Annotated in this window: 17 protein-coding genes; 4 read left to right on the top strand and 13 right to left on the bottom strand. The window is 63.1% G+C overall.

What is annotated here, in order from left to right:
• Window positions 1-93 precede the first annotated feature (93 nt).
• The 8 genes from BJ6T_RS20475 to BJ6T_RS20450 all read right to left on the bottom strand — a co-directional run bounded on the left by BJ6T_RS20475 (window position 94) and on the right by BJ6T_RS20450 (window position 7612).
• A complete protein-coding gene (locus tag BJ6T_RS20475) occupies window positions 94-468 on the bottom strand; it encodes a hypothetical protein (protein WP_014494378.1) in 375 nt (124 codons plus the stop codon).
• A complete protein-coding gene (locus BJ6T_RS20470; RefSeq protein ID WP_014494377.1) occupies window positions 468-1742 on the bottom strand; it encodes a site-specific integrase in 1275 nt (424 codons plus the stop codon). The genes BJ6T_RS20475 and BJ6T_RS20470 overlap by 1 nt, the downstream gene beginning before the upstream one ends.
• Window positions 1743-2029: 287 nt before the next feature.
• On the bottom strand, window positions 2030-2659 hold the full coding sequence (locus BJ6T_RS20465) for a TerC family protein (protein ID WP_014494376.1): 630 nt from the start codon (window positions 2657-2659) through the stop codon (window positions 2030-2032).
• Window positions 2660-2774: 115 nt separating this feature from the next.
• Entirely contained in the window at window positions 2775-3146 is a 372-nt protein-coding gene (locus tag BJ6T_RS45770; RefSeq protein WP_141378544.1) for a hypothetical protein, read from the bottom strand.
• Between the two features lie 496 nt (window positions 3147-3642).
• Window positions 3643-3780 carry a hypothetical protein gene (locus tag BJ6T_RS47315; protein ID WP_155256737.1) on the bottom strand — a complete coding sequence of 46 codons (138 nt, stop codon included), beginning with the start codon at window positions 3778-3780 and terminating at the stop codon, window positions 3643-3645.
• 650 nt (window positions 3781-4430) lie between these two features.
• On the bottom strand, window positions 4431-4850 hold the full coding sequence (locus tag BJ6T_RS20460; RefSeq protein WP_014494374.1) for a GFA family protein: 420 nt from the start codon (window positions 4848-4850) through the stop codon (window positions 4431-4433).
• Between the two features lie 118 nt (window positions 4851-4968).
• A complete protein-coding gene (locus tag BJ6T_RS20455; RefSeq protein WP_014494373.1) occupies window positions 4969-6801 on the bottom strand; it encodes an outer membrane protein assembly factor BamB family protein in 1833 nt (610 codons plus the stop codon).
• Window positions 6802-6898: 97 nt separating this feature from the next.
• The gene (locus BJ6T_RS20450; RefSeq protein ID WP_014494372.1) at window positions 6899-7612 is read right to left on the bottom strand and encodes a class I SAM-dependent methyltransferase; all 714 of its coding nucleotides are present in this window, start codon (window positions 7610-7612) and stop codon (window positions 6899-6901) included.
• 87 nt (window positions 7613-7699) lie between these two features.
• Between BJ6T_RS20450 and BJ6T_RS20445 the strand changes: the two genes are divergently transcribed.
• Window positions 7700-8461, top strand: a complete 762-nt coding sequence (locus tag BJ6T_RS20445; RefSeq protein WP_028170173.1) for a dienelactone hydrolase family protein — start codon at window positions 7700-7702, stop codon at window positions 8459-8461.
• Window positions 8462-8687: 226 nt separating this feature from the next.
• Here the strand turns inward: BJ6T_RS20445 and BJ6T_RS20440 are convergent, their stop codons facing one another.
• The gene (locus tag BJ6T_RS20440) at window positions 8688-10385 is read right to left on the bottom strand and encodes a methyl-accepting chemotaxis protein (protein ID WP_014494370.1); all 1698 of its coding nucleotides are present in this window, start codon (window positions 10383-10385) and stop codon (window positions 8688-8690) included.
• A 213-nt stretch (window positions 10386-10598) separates the two neighbouring features.
• Between BJ6T_RS20440 and BJ6T_RS20435 the strand changes: the two genes are divergently transcribed.
• The gene (locus BJ6T_RS20435) at window positions 10599-10817 is read left to right on the top strand and encodes a hypothetical protein (RefSeq protein WP_039227884.1); all 219 of its coding nucleotides are present in this window, start codon (window positions 10599-10601) and stop codon (window positions 10815-10817) included.
• A 3-nt stretch (window positions 10818-10820) separates the two neighbouring features.
• Here the strand turns inward: BJ6T_RS20435 and BJ6T_RS47310 are convergent, their stop codons facing one another.
• Complete coding sequence (locus BJ6T_RS47310) at window positions 10821-10985, bottom strand: hypothetical protein (RefSeq protein WP_014494368.1); 165 nt, start codon at window positions 10983-10985, stop codon at window positions 10821-10823.
• A 102-nt stretch (window positions 10986-11087) separates the two neighbouring features.
• On the opposite strand from BJ6T_RS47310, the gene BJ6T_RS20430 reads away from it, so the two are divergent.
• Both BJ6T_RS20430 and BJ6T_RS20425 read left to right on the top strand, forming a co-directional pair.
• Window positions 11088-11477 carry a hypothetical protein gene (locus BJ6T_RS20430; RefSeq protein ID WP_014494367.1) on the top strand — a complete coding sequence of 130 codons (390 nt, stop codon included), beginning with the start codon at window positions 11088-11090 and terminating at the stop codon, window positions 11475-11477.
• Window positions 11478-11772: 295 nt separating this feature from the next.
• On the top strand, window positions 11773-12027 hold the full coding sequence (locus BJ6T_RS20425) for a hypothetical protein (RefSeq protein WP_014494365.1): 255 nt from the start codon (window positions 11773-11775) through the stop codon (window positions 12025-12027).
• 33 nt (window positions 12028-12060) lie between these two features.
• On the opposite strand, the gene BJ6T_RS49395 is transcribed toward BJ6T_RS20425, so the two are convergent.
• The 3 genes from BJ6T_RS49395 to BJ6T_RS20410 form a co-directional block, all read right to left on the bottom strand.
• Window positions 12061-12303 (bottom strand): DUF6719 family protein, encoded by a 243-nt coding sequence (locus BJ6T_RS49395; RefSeq protein WP_014494364.1) that lies wholly within the window; start codon window positions 12301-12303, stop codon window positions 12061-12063.
• 251 nt (window positions 12304-12554) lie between these two features.
• On the bottom strand, window positions 12555-13262 hold the full coding sequence (locus BJ6T_RS20415) for an outer membrane protein (protein WP_028170174.1): 708 nt from the start codon (window positions 13260-13262) through the stop codon (window positions 12555-12557).
• A 287-nt stretch (window positions 13263-13549) separates the two neighbouring features.
• Window positions 13550-13984 (bottom strand): hypothetical protein, encoded by a 435-nt coding sequence (locus BJ6T_RS20410; RefSeq protein ID WP_014494362.1) that lies wholly within the window; start codon window positions 13982-13984, stop codon window positions 13550-13552.
• Window positions 13985-14089: the final 105 nt, after the last annotated feature.

Below are 14089 nucleotides of genomic sequence, written 5' to 3'. Positions count from 1 at the left end.
CGCGAGAGTCGCGACGTTGGAAGGAATATGCGCCGTATCGGCCTATGATCTTAGTTGCCTATAATAGGAAAGATGGTTGCTTAAAATAAGAAACTAGCCCTTGCGCGCGATCGCGTCGTATTCGTCCATGGCCTTCTTATAGAGAGCCAAGGCGGTCTTGATCTTCGATTCGTCGCGCAGGTCGAACTCCTCACCCAGTAGCCTGAGCCGAACCTCATACTTATGGCCCTCGTCGCGAAGAATCCCGTCCCGTTCGCCGATTTCAAACCACAAGTATTTCGCGCCAGTTCTCGGTCTGCCGCGGCAAGCCTTGGCAAGTTCGTCGGCGAGCTTCTGAATCTCGGGGCGGGTTTTGCTCCCAGCTAGGATTTCTGCGCAGCGCTGCTTCACCGAATCCCGTTCTCCCTGATGAAGGCGCACACGGAGTCTCATCGCTTCCAGATCAAACGACTTCGGAAGGGCCGCCATTACTTACCCCCAAGCGCACTGGCGATCGTGTCGCCGATTATATTGGTTGCCGCGCGCAGCGGCGCGTTGGCAAGGTGGGCATATCGGGCTGTGGTCTTCGGCTGGGAATGCCCCAGCAGGCCGCCGATCTGCACCAAACCCAATCCCTGACCCGCACCGACTGCAGCGTAGGAGTGCCGCAGGTCGTGCAGGCGGACATCCTCAAGTCCAGCGCGACGGCGAATTGCGCGCCAAGGCCTATTCAGATCTGCGCGCGGCCGCTCGTCCTTTTGGCCGGCGCTTTCGCCCGCAATGACATAGCGCCCCAGCTTCGGCAGGTTCTTCAACACAGCCGTGGCAGCATCATTTAAAACGAGGGACTTTTTGCCAGTCTTGGAGTCGGGCAGATTGAGTAAACCGCGCTGCTTGTCCCAATCCAGCCACCGGAGGTGCAAGATTTCCCGCAGGCGCGCACCGGTCAGTAACAATAGACGAATGGCAGCAACGGCGTGCTGGTCGACCACGACGGCGCGGTTTTCAGGTTTAGGAGCATGCTTAGCTTTCTTGACAGGGTCCGGCTCCCATCGAATGCCGCGGGTCTCGGCGTCCCGCAGTGCGGCCCCGAGCCGCTGGAATTCTTCAACCGACAGGAAGCGTTCGCGGCTCTGTTCTTTGTACTTTTCAATTTTCCTGGTCGGGTTCGTCCCTTCCGGCACAAGTCCGCGCGCGTCGCCAAACGAATAAATAGCGCTCAGCACGGCAATGGCACGATTAGCCGTGACCGCTGTCTTGCGCAGTGATAGGTGGAGCTTGGCGACCTCAGCGCGGGTAAGGTCAACAGCACGCGCGGTTCCCAGCTTCGGTTTGATAAAATCATCGATCAACCGGCGATATGTCGACGCCGTTCGATCCTTCCGCTTTGGTTCCACGTGGTCAGTAATGAATGCATCGGCCAAGTCTGATACGCTTATCGCTGCACGCCCGTCGGCTCGCGCTGTCGCAGGGTCATCGCCGACTCTGGCGTTTGCCAGCGCATCCTTAGCGGCCCTGCGCGCCTTCTCGGCGGTTAATGTGGAGGCCGAGCCCAGTACTATTCTTTTCTTAGAAACGCCCCTACCTCCCGCGCCGGGCCGATACTCAACAATCCACGCCCTGTGCCCATTCTCGGTGATCTTCAGGCCAAAGCCCTTAAGCTCTGTGTCCCAGTAAATGACGTACCGGTTGGCGCCTCGATTGGTCGGTGGAAACTCCGGCTTGATCCCTAGTGATGACGCGCCCAATCGAACCATCGGCATTCGGTCTTTCCCTCAAAAGTAGCCACCGAGAAGCCACCAGAACGGAAAACCAGGGCCATCCCGCGGCAACACGGTGAAAGCAAGATAAGGGAATACGGCCTATTTACAAGGGATTTTGTTCATCTCTAGAAACAATAGGCAAGCCCGCGAAAACTGTCGGACCAGTTTTGTAAACCGAAGGTCGGGGGTTCAATCCCCTCAGCCGGCACCAGCGCTTAGCTTCGACAATCCGCACGAGGAGAACTGGCATATCTACTTCACCGACGTCCGCATCGGCGCGATCGGTCTCATATCGACGCAACGTTGATGACATCCAACGTCCCGCGAAAGACCATGTCACCCGCCACATAAAGGATGACGGCTAGACCGACGTAAGCAATCCATCGATAAGTTTGCAGAAGGCGCGCAATGAAAGAAGCGGCCACGCCCATCATCGCGATCGAAAGCCCCAGGCCGAAAATCAAGATCATCGGATGCTCGCGTGCTGCCCCTGCCACGGCCAGAACGTTGTCGAGAGACATGGAAACGTCGGCCACGACAATCTGCCAACTCGCTTGAGCGAGTGTTTTGCGAGCTTTGCTGCCTGCAATTGCTCCAGCGGCGTCCATCGCATCTGCTGGTCCTGTGGAGGATGTGCGCAACTCTCGCCACATTTTCCAGCACACCCACAACAACAGGATCCCGCCAGCGAGCAAGAGGCCGACGATCTGGAGGATTTGCGTCGCCAACCCGGCGAGTAGGACGCGCAGTATCGTCGCGGCAACAATACCGATAAAAATCGCCTTGCTTCGTTGCGCCTCAGGAAGTCCGGCTGAAGCAAGACCGATGACGATGGCGTTATCGCCAGCGAGCACCAGGTCGATCAGAACGATCTGCAAGAATACGCTAAGGACATCTGTATCGAAATAATCAGGCACAGGACATGTCCCCGCCGCAGGGGAATGGGCAGCTGCAAGCGGGATCGCATACGTCTATTGGATCGGTTGACCGATACCCGCCACCAAGAAACGGGGGTCCTAACGCCGCCGGTTATCAGGGGCTAGCGCTATCGCCTAGAGCCGCGTCCGAATGTAGTCTGACCGGTTGCTCGAAAAGAAGTGCCACTTGATCTGGTTCGCCTAGAATCGCTGCGGCACAACCCAGCATGGTCAATGCCCCGGCAACATCCCATAGCGTTACATTTTCTAATGTCGCATTTCCCGACTTTGCCCAAGCCAAGACCGCAGTGATCATCGCGTCTGAGAAAAACAGAATACTGAGCGCTGGTAAGACGAGCTGGGAATCCAGCAGGAATATCAACAAGAATGCAGGAGCTACGACCAGTATGCTCAACACCGCGCATGTGCAAAATGCTTGCCGCCAAGAAGCATTCCCGTTTGTCCAACTTGCACGAGAAAGGATCATTTGATCCTCCTGCATAGGAGCATTTTTTAGCGCCAATCACCTGCTGAACTACTCTGGTCTAGCTGATCGTTTACGTCTCCCCATCAATGTTTTGTCCTATGCCGCTGACTCTCAACTAGCGTAAGAATGCCAGCGGTCACCACGGCAATAACGACGACCGCTGCCAGCGCCTCGACAGAGGCCAAGGTCCCGTACCAGTTGTTCCAAAGCTCAATCATGTGCTGGCCTCTCGCGAGAGCGCATCCACGATCGACAAGATCTGCTCTCCAAGAAGAACGAACTCGGCGATCAAAAAAGCAATGCTACTCATCGTCGCGCGGTTTTTCACCGCGCGGCAAGGTGACTTATCTTGCAAGCCTAAACTGAGCTTCATTGCGGAACCGGAACTAAGAACCTAGCGTCCCCACAGCTCAAGATCAGCGCGCGGATAGCCACGAACCACAGCCCCACGACCGCGAGCACGGCGCCGATGACATAGCTCCGCATGAGTCCCTCCCTATTCGCAGAAACGATGCACGAGCGCGATCGACGGCTTGCCGCTGATGCAGCTCGAGTCCTCGACGCCGGCGCGCCGGTCGAGACGCCCGCCGAGGTAGCCGATCGCAAGCCCGCTCGCCGCAATAGCTGGCAGCACCAGCGTTTTGGAAGGTCTCCTATTGCCGGCTATTCCAGCGGCCGTCGGCGATCCGACGTCATCACGCACAATAGGAAAACACTTAATCCTTTTTCGGTGCGAACCTTCCCAGGGCAGCGACGAGGTACGCTGGCGGCGAGCCTTAGACCCCACGCCGCCCGCCCTAGGGGTATGAAATCGATAAATTGTAGATTCGGTGGCAGCGACGCGCTCGGCCTCCACCGGGCGGCAGTGCTTCCACCGCCCTCCCCGAGCGCAGATCAAAGCGCCTGTCAATTGCCACGGCTCGCCACCCAGCGGCGACCACCGAACCAAATCATCGGTTCGGCGTTATCCTCGCACTATAGAGCCGTCTCGCGGAGGTCTAGCGATGGACCCGAATGATCGAGCAGCCTTAGCCCTATCCGCGGTCGCCTTGGCCATCGCCATTGTGGTCGCCTCGACGGTCACGTTAGAGCGCGTCAATACCCGCACGGCCAGCAACGACGCACCTCCCGGAACGGTAGGACTGGCCAGGCCTCACCCGCCGCTCGACCTTGCTCCCGGTGAACCGATACCAACGATAGGAGCGCCGTCCAGCGCAAGTATCCGGCAGCGTCCCTGACCGAACACCGGCTGCGGTGCGAGCGATGGTTCGCATAAAATCTTCGTCAGCCTGAACTCTTCCGCGCGCTGCTCTGTTCGAAGTGCTCGACACCCGAGCCGCCGATCTCGACCCAGGCATGTTTCGACTGCTCGAAGACCGATCTGACGGGAGCCGGAAAATCCGGGTCCGCAATGGCGCCGACGGCAACGCCGATCATCGCCGGCAGATTGTCGGCCTTCCAATAGACCGTCGAGCCGCAATCGGAGCAAAAATAGAAGCGGACCTCGCCCCCGCTTGCGGCGGCGCGAACGTACCCCTTCGGCGCGCCGGAGATCGTGACGGCTTCGACCGGGTAGAACGCACCGACACCGAACGGTGCCCCGGTTCGCCGCTGGCAGTCGATGCAATGACAGGCTGCCACCAGCTTGGTCGGTCCCGGCAGCGAGAGTGAAACAGCGCCGCAACTGCATCTGGCCTCGATCATCGAATTTGCCTCCCATTGCCGAATGCAAATTGAAAGTGCAGCGCCACTCACCTCCGTCGCCGATGAGGGCAACCACAAGCCGGGTCGCGGACGCAGCGCAGGGGACTCCGTGACGCGCTCACTCCGTCCCCACCTCGAACGCCAGCAGCACGTTGCCGGCGACGCCGCTCCATTGGCCGTAGCCGGAATTGGTGTAGAGCATGCCGCCGGCGATGACCGGTCCGGGACCGTCGATCGCGCCGCCATGGGCCGGGACGCCGTTGACGGCCTTGTAATCCTGCGCGGTGTCGAACTCCCAGAGCAGCTTGCCGTCGCTGGCATAGGCCCGCAGGAAGCCGCTGACGCCGCCGGAGAACACGACGCCGGGGATCAGGCTCACCGCCGCCGAAAGCGCGGGGCTGCATTGGAGACGGTCGCCGCAGGCGACCGGCGGCACCTCCATCACGACTGTCCCGCTGGCGAGATCGAGGCTGAACAGGCCGCCGCCCTGCGTGGAGTCGAGACGTCTGGTGCCGTCACGCAGGAAACGCACGTCGGAGTTCGCGACATAGATGCGGTCCTGATCGGCCGCCGAGCCCCATTCGCTGCCGCCAAGCGCACCGCCCTTCCCGATCCGCGTCTGCCACAGGATCTTGCCACCGTCGTCGGGATCGAGCCCGTGCACGACGCCGGATTTCTGTGCGATGGCAAGAACGCGCCTGCCGTCGCGCAGGGTCACCAGGATCGGTGACTGGCCGAAATCGTGGTCGGGTCCGTGATCCTCGGGACAATTGGTCTTGTCCACGCCGTAGCATGCCACGACATAAGCGTCCTTCGGCGTGGCCTGCTGGCTCCAGAGCAGCTTTCCCGTCGCGAGGTCGAAGGCGAGAATGGCGTCACTCGTCGCGGATGGCGGATTCGAATAGGAATTGCTGGTCGCGACATAGATCGCGCCGCGCTTCACATCGATCGTCGGCGCCGACCAGATCGCGGCACCGGACGGGCCGAAGAGCTGCACGCCCTTCGCGTTCTTGTCGGTCGGATGCGGCACTTCGGGGATCGTATAGGCTTGCCAGACCGGCTTGCCGGTCGCGGCCTCCAGCGCCACCACGCTGCCGCGGAAGGTGCAGCATTCGTAAGAGGCCTGCGAGCCGGCAGCTTCCTCGAGCGAGGACACCGGCACGTAGAGAACGCCGGAATGCAGCACCGGCGCGCCGGTGATCCGCGCGGCCGGATGCTCCTCGACCTTCGTCTTCCAGATCAGCGCACCCGTCAGCGCGTTCACGGCATAGGCGTTGGCACGCAAATCACCGAAGAAGATCGCGAACTGATCGGAGCCGGGAAGCGGCGCGACCGTGATGGCGGCGCGCACCGCCGCATCGATCGCGAACGTCCACAGCGTGCAGCCGGTTCGCGCGTCGAGCGCGTGCACCTTGCGGTCGGTGCCGCCGATGAACAGCAGGCCGCCCACGATCGTCGGCGGCGCAAAGGACACCGAGGCCCCGGGAAACGCGTAGGCCCATTTCAGCCGCAGGCGCGGCACCTGTGCCGCGGTCAGTCCCGCCATATCGGCCGGCTGGAAGCGGCTGTTGTTGAGGTCGACGCCCCACCCGTTCCAGCGTGGACCGTCGAGCGGTTGCGGAAAGCCGCTGATCTGCTGCGTGCAGCGGCCCTGCCCGTCAGATGCGCTGTTGATTGCGGTCTTGCCGGTGACGAAAGCAGCAATCGCGCGACGCTCGTCGTCGCTGCGCTCCTTCGCCATCGCGGCCATGCTGCCGGAGGTCAGCGTCCCCAGCACGTGATCGAACGACATCGCCTGCATGGCGCCGCGCGCGGGCGCGCGGTTCTGGGCATCGCCGGCATCGTGACATTGCGCGCAGTGGGTTGCGTAGAGCGCGGCGCCGTCCTGCTGCGCCAGTGCCGGCGCGGAGCACCAGATCAACAGAGCCGCTACGACAAAACTCGGCCTCATGGCGTTCTCCGGGTATCGTCAGGCAAAGATCGCATCACACAACCTGAAGTGTATCGCCAGTGCGACCGCGGACGCAATGGAGTTCCGCCTGCGTCTGTCACATCGCCGTGGCCATGCGGATACGATCGGGCAATTCATCCAGCGGCCAAAGCCCGAGGCTCTTGTCGCGCCAGCCGCCGCCGCCCTCCTCGCAACGCTCGTTGATCAGCGCGCGCGGCGACGGCCAGTTGAATGGTGCCTTCTCCATGTTCAGCGCGCGCCAATCGCCATCCGCGCAATCGCGATTTTCATCCCATTCGGGAAATGTCGTGACCAGCACGAAGCCCGCGCCGCTCTCAGCAAAGCGCGCAACGGCGCGGGCGATGTTGTCGAAGCTCAAATGAACCAGGCAGTCCCGGCACAGGATGACATCCGCACGCGGCAGCGCATCGCACGTGACGTCGGCAACGAGAAACCGGCCGGACAACCCGCCGCCGGCCACACGCCGGCGATTGGTCTCGATCAGCGACGGCACGATGTCGATGCCGGTATAGTCGAGGTCGAGCTTGATGCGGCCGATCCAGCCGGCATCGCCGCACGGCGCATCGAGCAGCGAGCGCGCGCCGAGCCGTTGCAGCAGGGGAGGAAGCTCCTCCCGGATCGCGGCGGTCGCCGGGTCCTCCGAGCCGAGGCCCGAGACGGATGTGGCCGCGCCCCACAGGTTGGTCCGCTCGATCCGCTCGAACCGGGCGGCGAGATCGAGGCCGGCAAAGTTCTCGCGGTCCGCAACGAAGCGCTCATGGGCGAGGACGGGTGGACGATTGGCGATCATCGGGCGGGACTCGCGTCAAGATTCCGTCGCAAGCACACTATACAGCCGCAGCGTCGCCTCCGAAATCTCCCTCGCGCGAGTTCGCTGATGATTACCCGACGAACGGCCATGACCGGCATCGCCGCGCTGCTGACGTCTATGTCTGCACACGGTGCACCAGGCGAACAGTTCAGCGTCACCTCCGGCAATGACAGCCTGCCTGTATCACGTTACGCGGCGACGGTGGCCGGGAAGCGCCCTGCCGTGATCGTGCTGCACGGGTCCCGCGGCATCGAGCTTAGGCTCCGCGCCTACGAGCGATATGCCGATGCGCTGTCCGCCAAGGGCATCGACGTCTATTTTCTCCGCTATATGACACCGGCTGATACGGCCGCGCTGACGCCGAAGTCCAGCACGCATGAGAGCCGCAATGCCTATGACACGGCGCGGTTCGACGATTGGGCCGACACGGTCTCCGCCACCGCGACGGCTATCCTGGGCCGGTCCGACAGTTCCGGGCGCATCGGCCTGCTCGGCTTCTCGCTGGGCGGCTACGTCGCCGCCGACACCGCCGCGCGGGACACGCGCATCGTCGCGCTCGCGGTGCTCTATGGCGGCATGCCCGACGCCATGGCCGCCAAGGTCAAGCATCTGCCGCCCCTGATCGCATTGCATGGCGAGGCGGACAGGAATGTGCCGGTCGCGAAGGGACGGCAACTGGTCGCGCTCGGCAAGTCGGTCGGCGCCGAGGCCGAATTCGTGCCCTATCCAGGCAAAGCCCACGGCTTTGATTTCTCCGACACCGACCCGATGACATCCGATGCGATCGATCGTGTCACACGGTTCTTCCAGCCAAGGCTCGCCGCCTGACCGAGGCGGGTCACGAAGATGGCTCCTGACCGCAGATTGGACCGAAGTTCAACATCAGGTAGCCTGCGCATCCGATGCGCCCCACCACCAGCAAAGAGAAGGCCAAAATCGTTGCCGGCGCGGTGACGGCCGTCGTCATGACGGCCATGCTGTTGGTGTTCGCGCTCGGCCTCTTGCTTCCGCATTAGGCGGGGTGAGCGCGTCGGACGAGTGCCGCCGCACACACCTACGCCGCGCGCACGGTCCGCAAGAATTTTCCGACTTCGTCCTTCAGCCGGTTGCTGTCGGTCGCCAGCATCTTTGCGGTCGAAAGCACCTGCGAGGACGCCGAGCCGGTCTCGGCCGCGCCGCGCTGCACGTCGGTGATGTTGGTGGAGACCTGCTGGGTGCCGTGAGCGGCCTGCTGCACGTTGCGCGAGATCTCCTGGGTCGCGGCGCCCTGCTCCTCGACCGCCGCGGCAATGGTCGACGACACCTCCGATAGCCGCTCGATCGTCGCGGAAATGTCGCGGATCGCGTTGACGGATTCCTGGGTCGCGGTCTGGATGCCGGAAATCTGCTGGCTGATCTCGCCGGTCGCTTTCGCGGTCTGCTCGGCCAGCGTCTTCACCTCGGAGGCGACGACCGCGAAGCCGCGGCCGGCCTCGCCGGCACGAGCCGCCTCGATCGTGGCGTTCAGCGCCAGCAAGTTGGTCTGGCCGGCAATGGTGTTGATCAGCTCGACGACATCGCCGATCCGCGTCGCCGCGATCGAGAGCTCGCTGACCCGCTCGGTCGTGGTGCGCGCCTGGGTGACGGCCTCGCCCGCCATCCGCGCGGATTCCTGCACCTGCCGGCTGATCTCGTTGACCGAGGACGACAGCTCCTCCGTCGCGGTCGCAACCGACTGCACGTTGCCGGTGGCTTCACCCGAGGCGACCGCGACCACCGAGGTCAGTTCCTGCGCGCGCTGCGCGGTGGTGGCCAGCGTCGAGGACGACGCTTCGAGCTCGGTGGACGCCGAGCCCACCGTCTCGATGATCTCGCCGACCGCACGTTCGAAGCCGTCGGCCAGGTTGACCATGTCACGGCGGCGTTGCTCGGCAGCCTGCTTCTCGATATCGAGCTGCGCAGCCTTGAGGCGTTCGACCTCGAGCGCATTGGTCTTGAACACTTCGACGGTCCTGGCCATGTCGCCGATCTCGTCGCTCCGGTCCTTCTCGGGCACCTCGGTCTTGAGATCGTTGCGGGCGAGACCCTCCATGGCGAGCTTGAGCCGGGCGATCGGCCGGGACATCGCATTGAGGCCGATGAACAGCGCGATCGCGATGCCGACGATCAGGCCGCCGGCGCTGACGCCGATCACGGTCCAGGTCGCGGACCTCGCGTCGCGGTTGATGGCTTCCTTGCGGTTGCTGACCACCTGTGCGGACTCGGTCACGAACTGGACGATGCGTGCGAGGGCCGCGTCCAGCACCGGATCGCACTCCTTGTGCGCACGTTCGGCGGCCTTGGCGTTCTCCTCCACGCCGCTTGCCTGCGCGCCGGCCTGGAGTACCGGATCGCAGCTGGCGAACGCGGCCTTCAGCTGGTCCCCGATGCTCTTGACCTGGCTGGCGCGCGACGGGTCGTCCTGCACGGCCGCATCGAGATACTGGCCGATTTCGCTGCGGTTCTGGTTCGCGATCTTGAGACGGCCAGCGTTGCCTGCTTCCGTCGCTTCGGTGAAGACCGCATAGAGCGCCGCATGGTAGGTCTCGGCGCGGCGCTGGGCGCGCGTCAGGTTGAGCGCGGAGGATTGCGAGGCGGAGAGTTCGGCAAATCCGTCGACGGTCGCGGAAAGTTCGCGCGCCGCGAACCCGGCGACGGCAAGCATGGCGCATCCCATCACCGCCACAATCAGTGCGACCTTCCACACGATTTTCAGATTGTTCAAAAAGCTCATCACAGCCGCCCCAACTGCCGACGCATAATCCCGGCAACGGGCATTGGAACCGGCGGACGTTAAGATTTGATGCCAAATCGCCCGAGTAGTCTTACGGAAAAATAACCATTCGGGATGCCGACGTAAGTTTCGCGTAAGCTTCTGCCCGTTTGGGGGGCGCGATCGGGACATTGCCGGCCGGAACCGGTCGCCGGCGTCAGTCGTTGTCGGCCCATGCGGATCAAGGAAGAAAACCGAAACATGTTTCTGCTGGCGACGGTGACGCTGTGCTGTGTCGCCGTGGCTGGCACCGTTGCGCTGTTCGAGCTGGCACCAGGGCCGGCTCCGGCAACGCAGGTCGCCGAACGCTCGGCGACCGACGTTACGGCTCCGATACCGGTCCGGGTGGTGGGGGCGCCGTTCGAGCCCAACATTAACCCGCGCGAGCGATAGCGCTCACGTCGGCGATGCCTCTGTGCCCGCCTCGGGCCGGCCTTGGGCCCGCGCCAATTCCTCCACGAACGCAATCACCTCCGCCCGCTTGTCGGGCGGCAGCGACAAGAACGCACGGACCAGCCTCAGGCCCTGCGCTTCGTCCGACTGATCTGACTTGACGTCCATTCCCCACTGTCAGGCGGGCGGGAAAAATATGCAATCCCCAGCCGGACACCTTCTTGATTCGGGCGGCCAGCTTTGCTGGAATAGCTCCAACAGAGGTGGACCATGAAGTGGATCAGCGAGCGCGACGCACTGATCGCGCAGACGATGGCCTTCGTCCAATCGGTAACCGGCAAGAAGGGCCACTTCCATCCGCCGGAGAGACCGACGGCTGCACCGGACGTGCCGGTGGGGACCGTCACCGTCGAGACCGTGGCGGTCGAGACATTGGCGGTCGAGATCAAGCCGCCGGAAGTCCCGCACGCCCCGCCAGTCATGATCCCGCCAGCTCGGACAAGCGGCGATTTCCGCTCCGAGATGCAGGCCCGCATCGCCAGTTTCCGCAAGCATCAGGAGCGATTCGAGCGTGAGCGGGAGGAGTATTGCGCGGCGACCCTGACCAGGCTCCGCGCGGCCATTCGTGACCCCTCCCTCCGTCCGCCAGCCGAAGACTAAGGCTGGCGGTCGATCCGACACCTACAGCCAGGACCAAACCAACCAGAGATTGGCCGCACAGGCGCTGAGCAATCCCAGCGTCAGTGGCAGCAGCATGTGCCCGCAGCAGGTCTTGAGGTCGGTCGTCATGGCCGAAAACATCCGCTGATTCCGGCAAATGAGTCCCAGGGATTCTTTTTTTGGGATTCAGGACTCGTTAAAGACTCAGGGCCCGCGGCTCCGATCACGCCCCGGTGATCGCCCCGGAACCCCTTGCCCCGTGACGCCGTTAACGCGCTTTCCGGGAGCGGGAAGAATGCCCTACGCCCTGTTCTGCAACGACGCCCAAATCAGCAAGGCCTATCCCAGCGAGGCCGACGTCTGGCAGCTCGCTCAGCAAAGCGGCCTCGTCGTGGATGTCAGCACCGACGACCAGCGCCACGGACCGCGTCGGGTCCTAGACAATGATTACGAGATCAAGCCCTGCCGGGCAGCCCAAGGTGAGGACCCCGCCAGAAACAAGGCCGAGGCCGAACAGCAGTCGAGGATGGAGCTTGCGCTGAATTCCTGAGGTTCGACCCAGGGTATCTCAGGAAGGGATCTCTCAGGGGGTCGCGGTCGCCAGCGAGGCCTGCTCGCCCGCCAGCGCCACGCAGGCCTTGCGACGGTGCAGCCCCCGGATCGCGCCTGTTACCTTCAGCACCTTGCCGGATGGGCAGGAAGCGTCCTTGACGAAGGCCACCTCATAGGGTGCCAGCATCAGAGGCTCGGACTTGAGGATTGTCTGTGCAGCACACGGCAGGGAGATGAAGCACGAGAGCACTACTGCCGACACAAAGATACGCATGTCCGTCGTCCCACCAGCCCGGTAATTCTCATATAACGCCTTCCGGAGCGCGAGTTCCGTAGGCGGCAAAAATTATTTTTGCTTTACGCCAGTCCCATGACGCGCGTGAGAACCCGCGCGTCAGACCGTTTGCTTGCAAATGACGCGCCAGATGGTTCACGCAAAGCAAACAACAGGCCGGCAAACAAGGGCCTGGCAAACGAAAGGCCGGCGTGAGCCGGCCCTTGTCGGGTCGTGGTCGCTGTTGGGCGTCAGTAGCGCGAGGCTGCCGGTCCGCCCCAGCCGAAGCGGTAGTTCACACCGACCTTGACCGTATGCTCGTCCTCCCGGCCCCGGACGCCGACGACGTCGGCCGGACCGGAGGTGAAGGTCGTGCTGCCAAAGTTGTAGTACTGGTACTCGGCCTTGGCCGACCAGCTCGGTGCGAACATGTATTCGAGGCCGGCACCGACGGTATAGCCGTCCTTGTTGTTGCCAGTGGCGGTGAAGGGCTGCGCCACGCCGGCGACATTGACGCCGAGGCCACCATTACGCCAAGCGTAACCGCCCTTGGCATAGACCAGCGCCGGTCCCCAAGTGTAGCCGATGCGGCCGGTCACCGACCCCAGCTGGTCGGTGTTCGACGTCACCTGCGTCCCCAGCGGGAACGTCACACCGTTGTTGTTGGTCGGCAGCCAGGAGTACTGGGCCTCGATGCCCACCACCCAATTGGGCGCGAACTGGTAATCGAAGCCGCCCTGCACGCCGCCCAGGAAACGGGCGTCGCTCGACTGGAAGCTGCTGTCACCGGCGAACGCGCCGCCGACATGGCCGCCGATGTAGAAACCGGTCCAGTTGTAGATCACCTGCGGCGGCGTATAGACGGGCGCCTTGGTATAGGTGCGCGGCTGCATGTCGGCCGCGGCGGCCGGTGCAGCCAGCGCCAGCAGAGCAACGGCGCCCAGCAAAATCGTCTTCATGATCATCCCCGTTCTTTCAAATTCGACACTCAGGAAACAACGTGGCGTGAATTAGGTTGCTTCGCGGCGATGCCGGAACGTTGATCGTCTGTAACTGTGACGGGGTGGCAACAACGCGATTTTGTTCCGTCACACCTGCTTGCACCGACTGTTTTCGTCGTCTGCGCAAGTCGGGCTGTAACGATCTGTCGCAAGGCAAACCAGCCCCGTTCAAAGCTCGCCAAATTGTGATCGAGCGGCTCCGGCGGCCCCTGTCCTAGCACCTGCCGATGAAGGCCGGCTTTGCGCTATCGCGCCATCTTTTCCAGTTCCGGAAAGGGTGCGTAAACCGCACCGGCGCAGAGCTCGCCAGCGCGATCGACGATGCGGTCGCCCCGCCCGTTGACGAAGACGGCGGCCCGTTCGCGCATGCCCTTGTAGCTGCCGTCGGTCTCGCGTGGCGTAAAGTGCAGGCAGGCGACGTAGAACTGCCGTCCGCCGATCTCGCGCAGCACCGGATCGGCCATGGTGGCCTCGCGCACGCCGACGGGATTGTTGAGGTAAGTGCGCATCAAGGCCAGCGTGTCACTGCGAAAATTGTCGGGGAACGGCTGCGGCCCTCCCGCCTGGGTCCCCCCCATCAGGGATGGACGATCACCGTCGCTGCCGAAACATGCCGCGAGCGCCAGCGGCAAGACCAGAACCAACGCCAGGATCCCCGCACGCTTCGCCAATCGCCCCACAGGCCACGCTCTCCGCTCGATCAGACTCGGAGGATGTTCTAGCTCCAAGGTTGCACGAAGGGAATTCGCTCCTGCTCGCAGGCTGCGCAAATGACGCACCGGCCC

This window comes from Bradyrhizobium japonicum USDA 6 (assembly GCF_000284375.1).
Taxonomy (GTDB): Bacteria; Pseudomonadota; Alphaproteobacteria; order Rhizobiales; family Xanthobacteraceae; genus Bradyrhizobium; species Bradyrhizobium japonicum.
The sequence above is the reverse complement of the archived record's forward strand: the minus strand, read 5'-3'. Positions and strand labels throughout refer to the sequence as shown.

Bases quoted from the DNA above. Each gene is read 5' to 3' on its own strand.
- BJ6T_RS49395 (WP_014494364.1), bottom strand. From the start codon at position 12,303: ATGCGTATCTTTGTGTCGGCAGTAGTGCTCTCGTGCTTCATCTCCCTG.
- BJ6T_RS45770 (WP_141378544.1), bottom strand. From the start codon at position 3,146: ATGATCCTTTCTCGTGCAAGTTGGACAAACGGGAATGCTTCTTGGCGG.
- BJ6T_RS20415 (WP_028170174.1), bottom strand. From the start codon at position 13,262: ATGAAGACGATTTTGCTGGGCGCCGTTGCTCTGCTGGCGCTGGCTGCA.
- BJ6T_RS20435 (WP_039227884.1), top strand. From the start codon at position 10,599: ATGCGGATCAAGGAAGAAAACCGAAACATGTTTCTGCTGGCGACGGTG.
- BJ6T_RS20455 (WP_014494373.1), bottom strand. From the start codon at position 6,801: ATGAGGCCGAGTTTTGTCGTAGCGGCTCTGTTGATCTGGTGCTCCGCG.
- BJ6T_RS20440 (WP_014494370.1), bottom strand. From the start codon at position 10,385: ATGAGCTTTTTGAACAATCTGAAAATCGTGTGGAAGGTCGCACTGATT.
- BJ6T_RS20445 (WP_028170173.1), top strand. From the start codon at position 7,700: ATGATTACCCGACGAACGGCCATGACCGGCATCGCCGCGCTGCTGACG.
- BJ6T_RS20425 (WP_014494365.1), top strand. From the start codon at position 11,773: ATGCCCTACGCCCTGTTCTGCAACGACGCCCAAATCAGCAAGGCCTAT.
- BJ6T_RS20430 (WP_014494367.1), top strand. From the start codon at position 11,088: ATGAAGTGGATCAGCGAGCGCGACGCACTGATCGCGCAGACGATGGCC.
- BJ6T_RS47310 (WP_014494368.1), bottom strand. From the start codon at position 10,985: ATGGACGTCAAGTCAGATCAGTCGGACGAAGCGCAGGGCCTGAGGCTG.
- BJ6T_RS20460 (WP_014494374.1), bottom strand. From the start codon at position 4,850: ATGATCGAGGCCAGATGCAGTTGCGGCGCTGTTTCACTCTCGCTGCCG.
- BJ6T_RS20450 (WP_014494372.1), bottom strand. From the start codon at position 7,612: ATGATCGCCAATCGTCCACCCGTCCTCGCCCATGAGCGCTTCGTTGCG.
- BJ6T_RS20470 (WP_014494377.1), bottom strand. From the start codon at position 1,742: ATGCCGATGGTTCGATTGGGCGCGTCATCACTAGGGATCAAGCCGGAG.
- BJ6T_RS20475 (WP_014494378.1), bottom strand. From the start codon at position 468: ATGGCGGCCCTTCCGAAGTCGTTTGATCTGGAAGCGATGAGACTCCGT.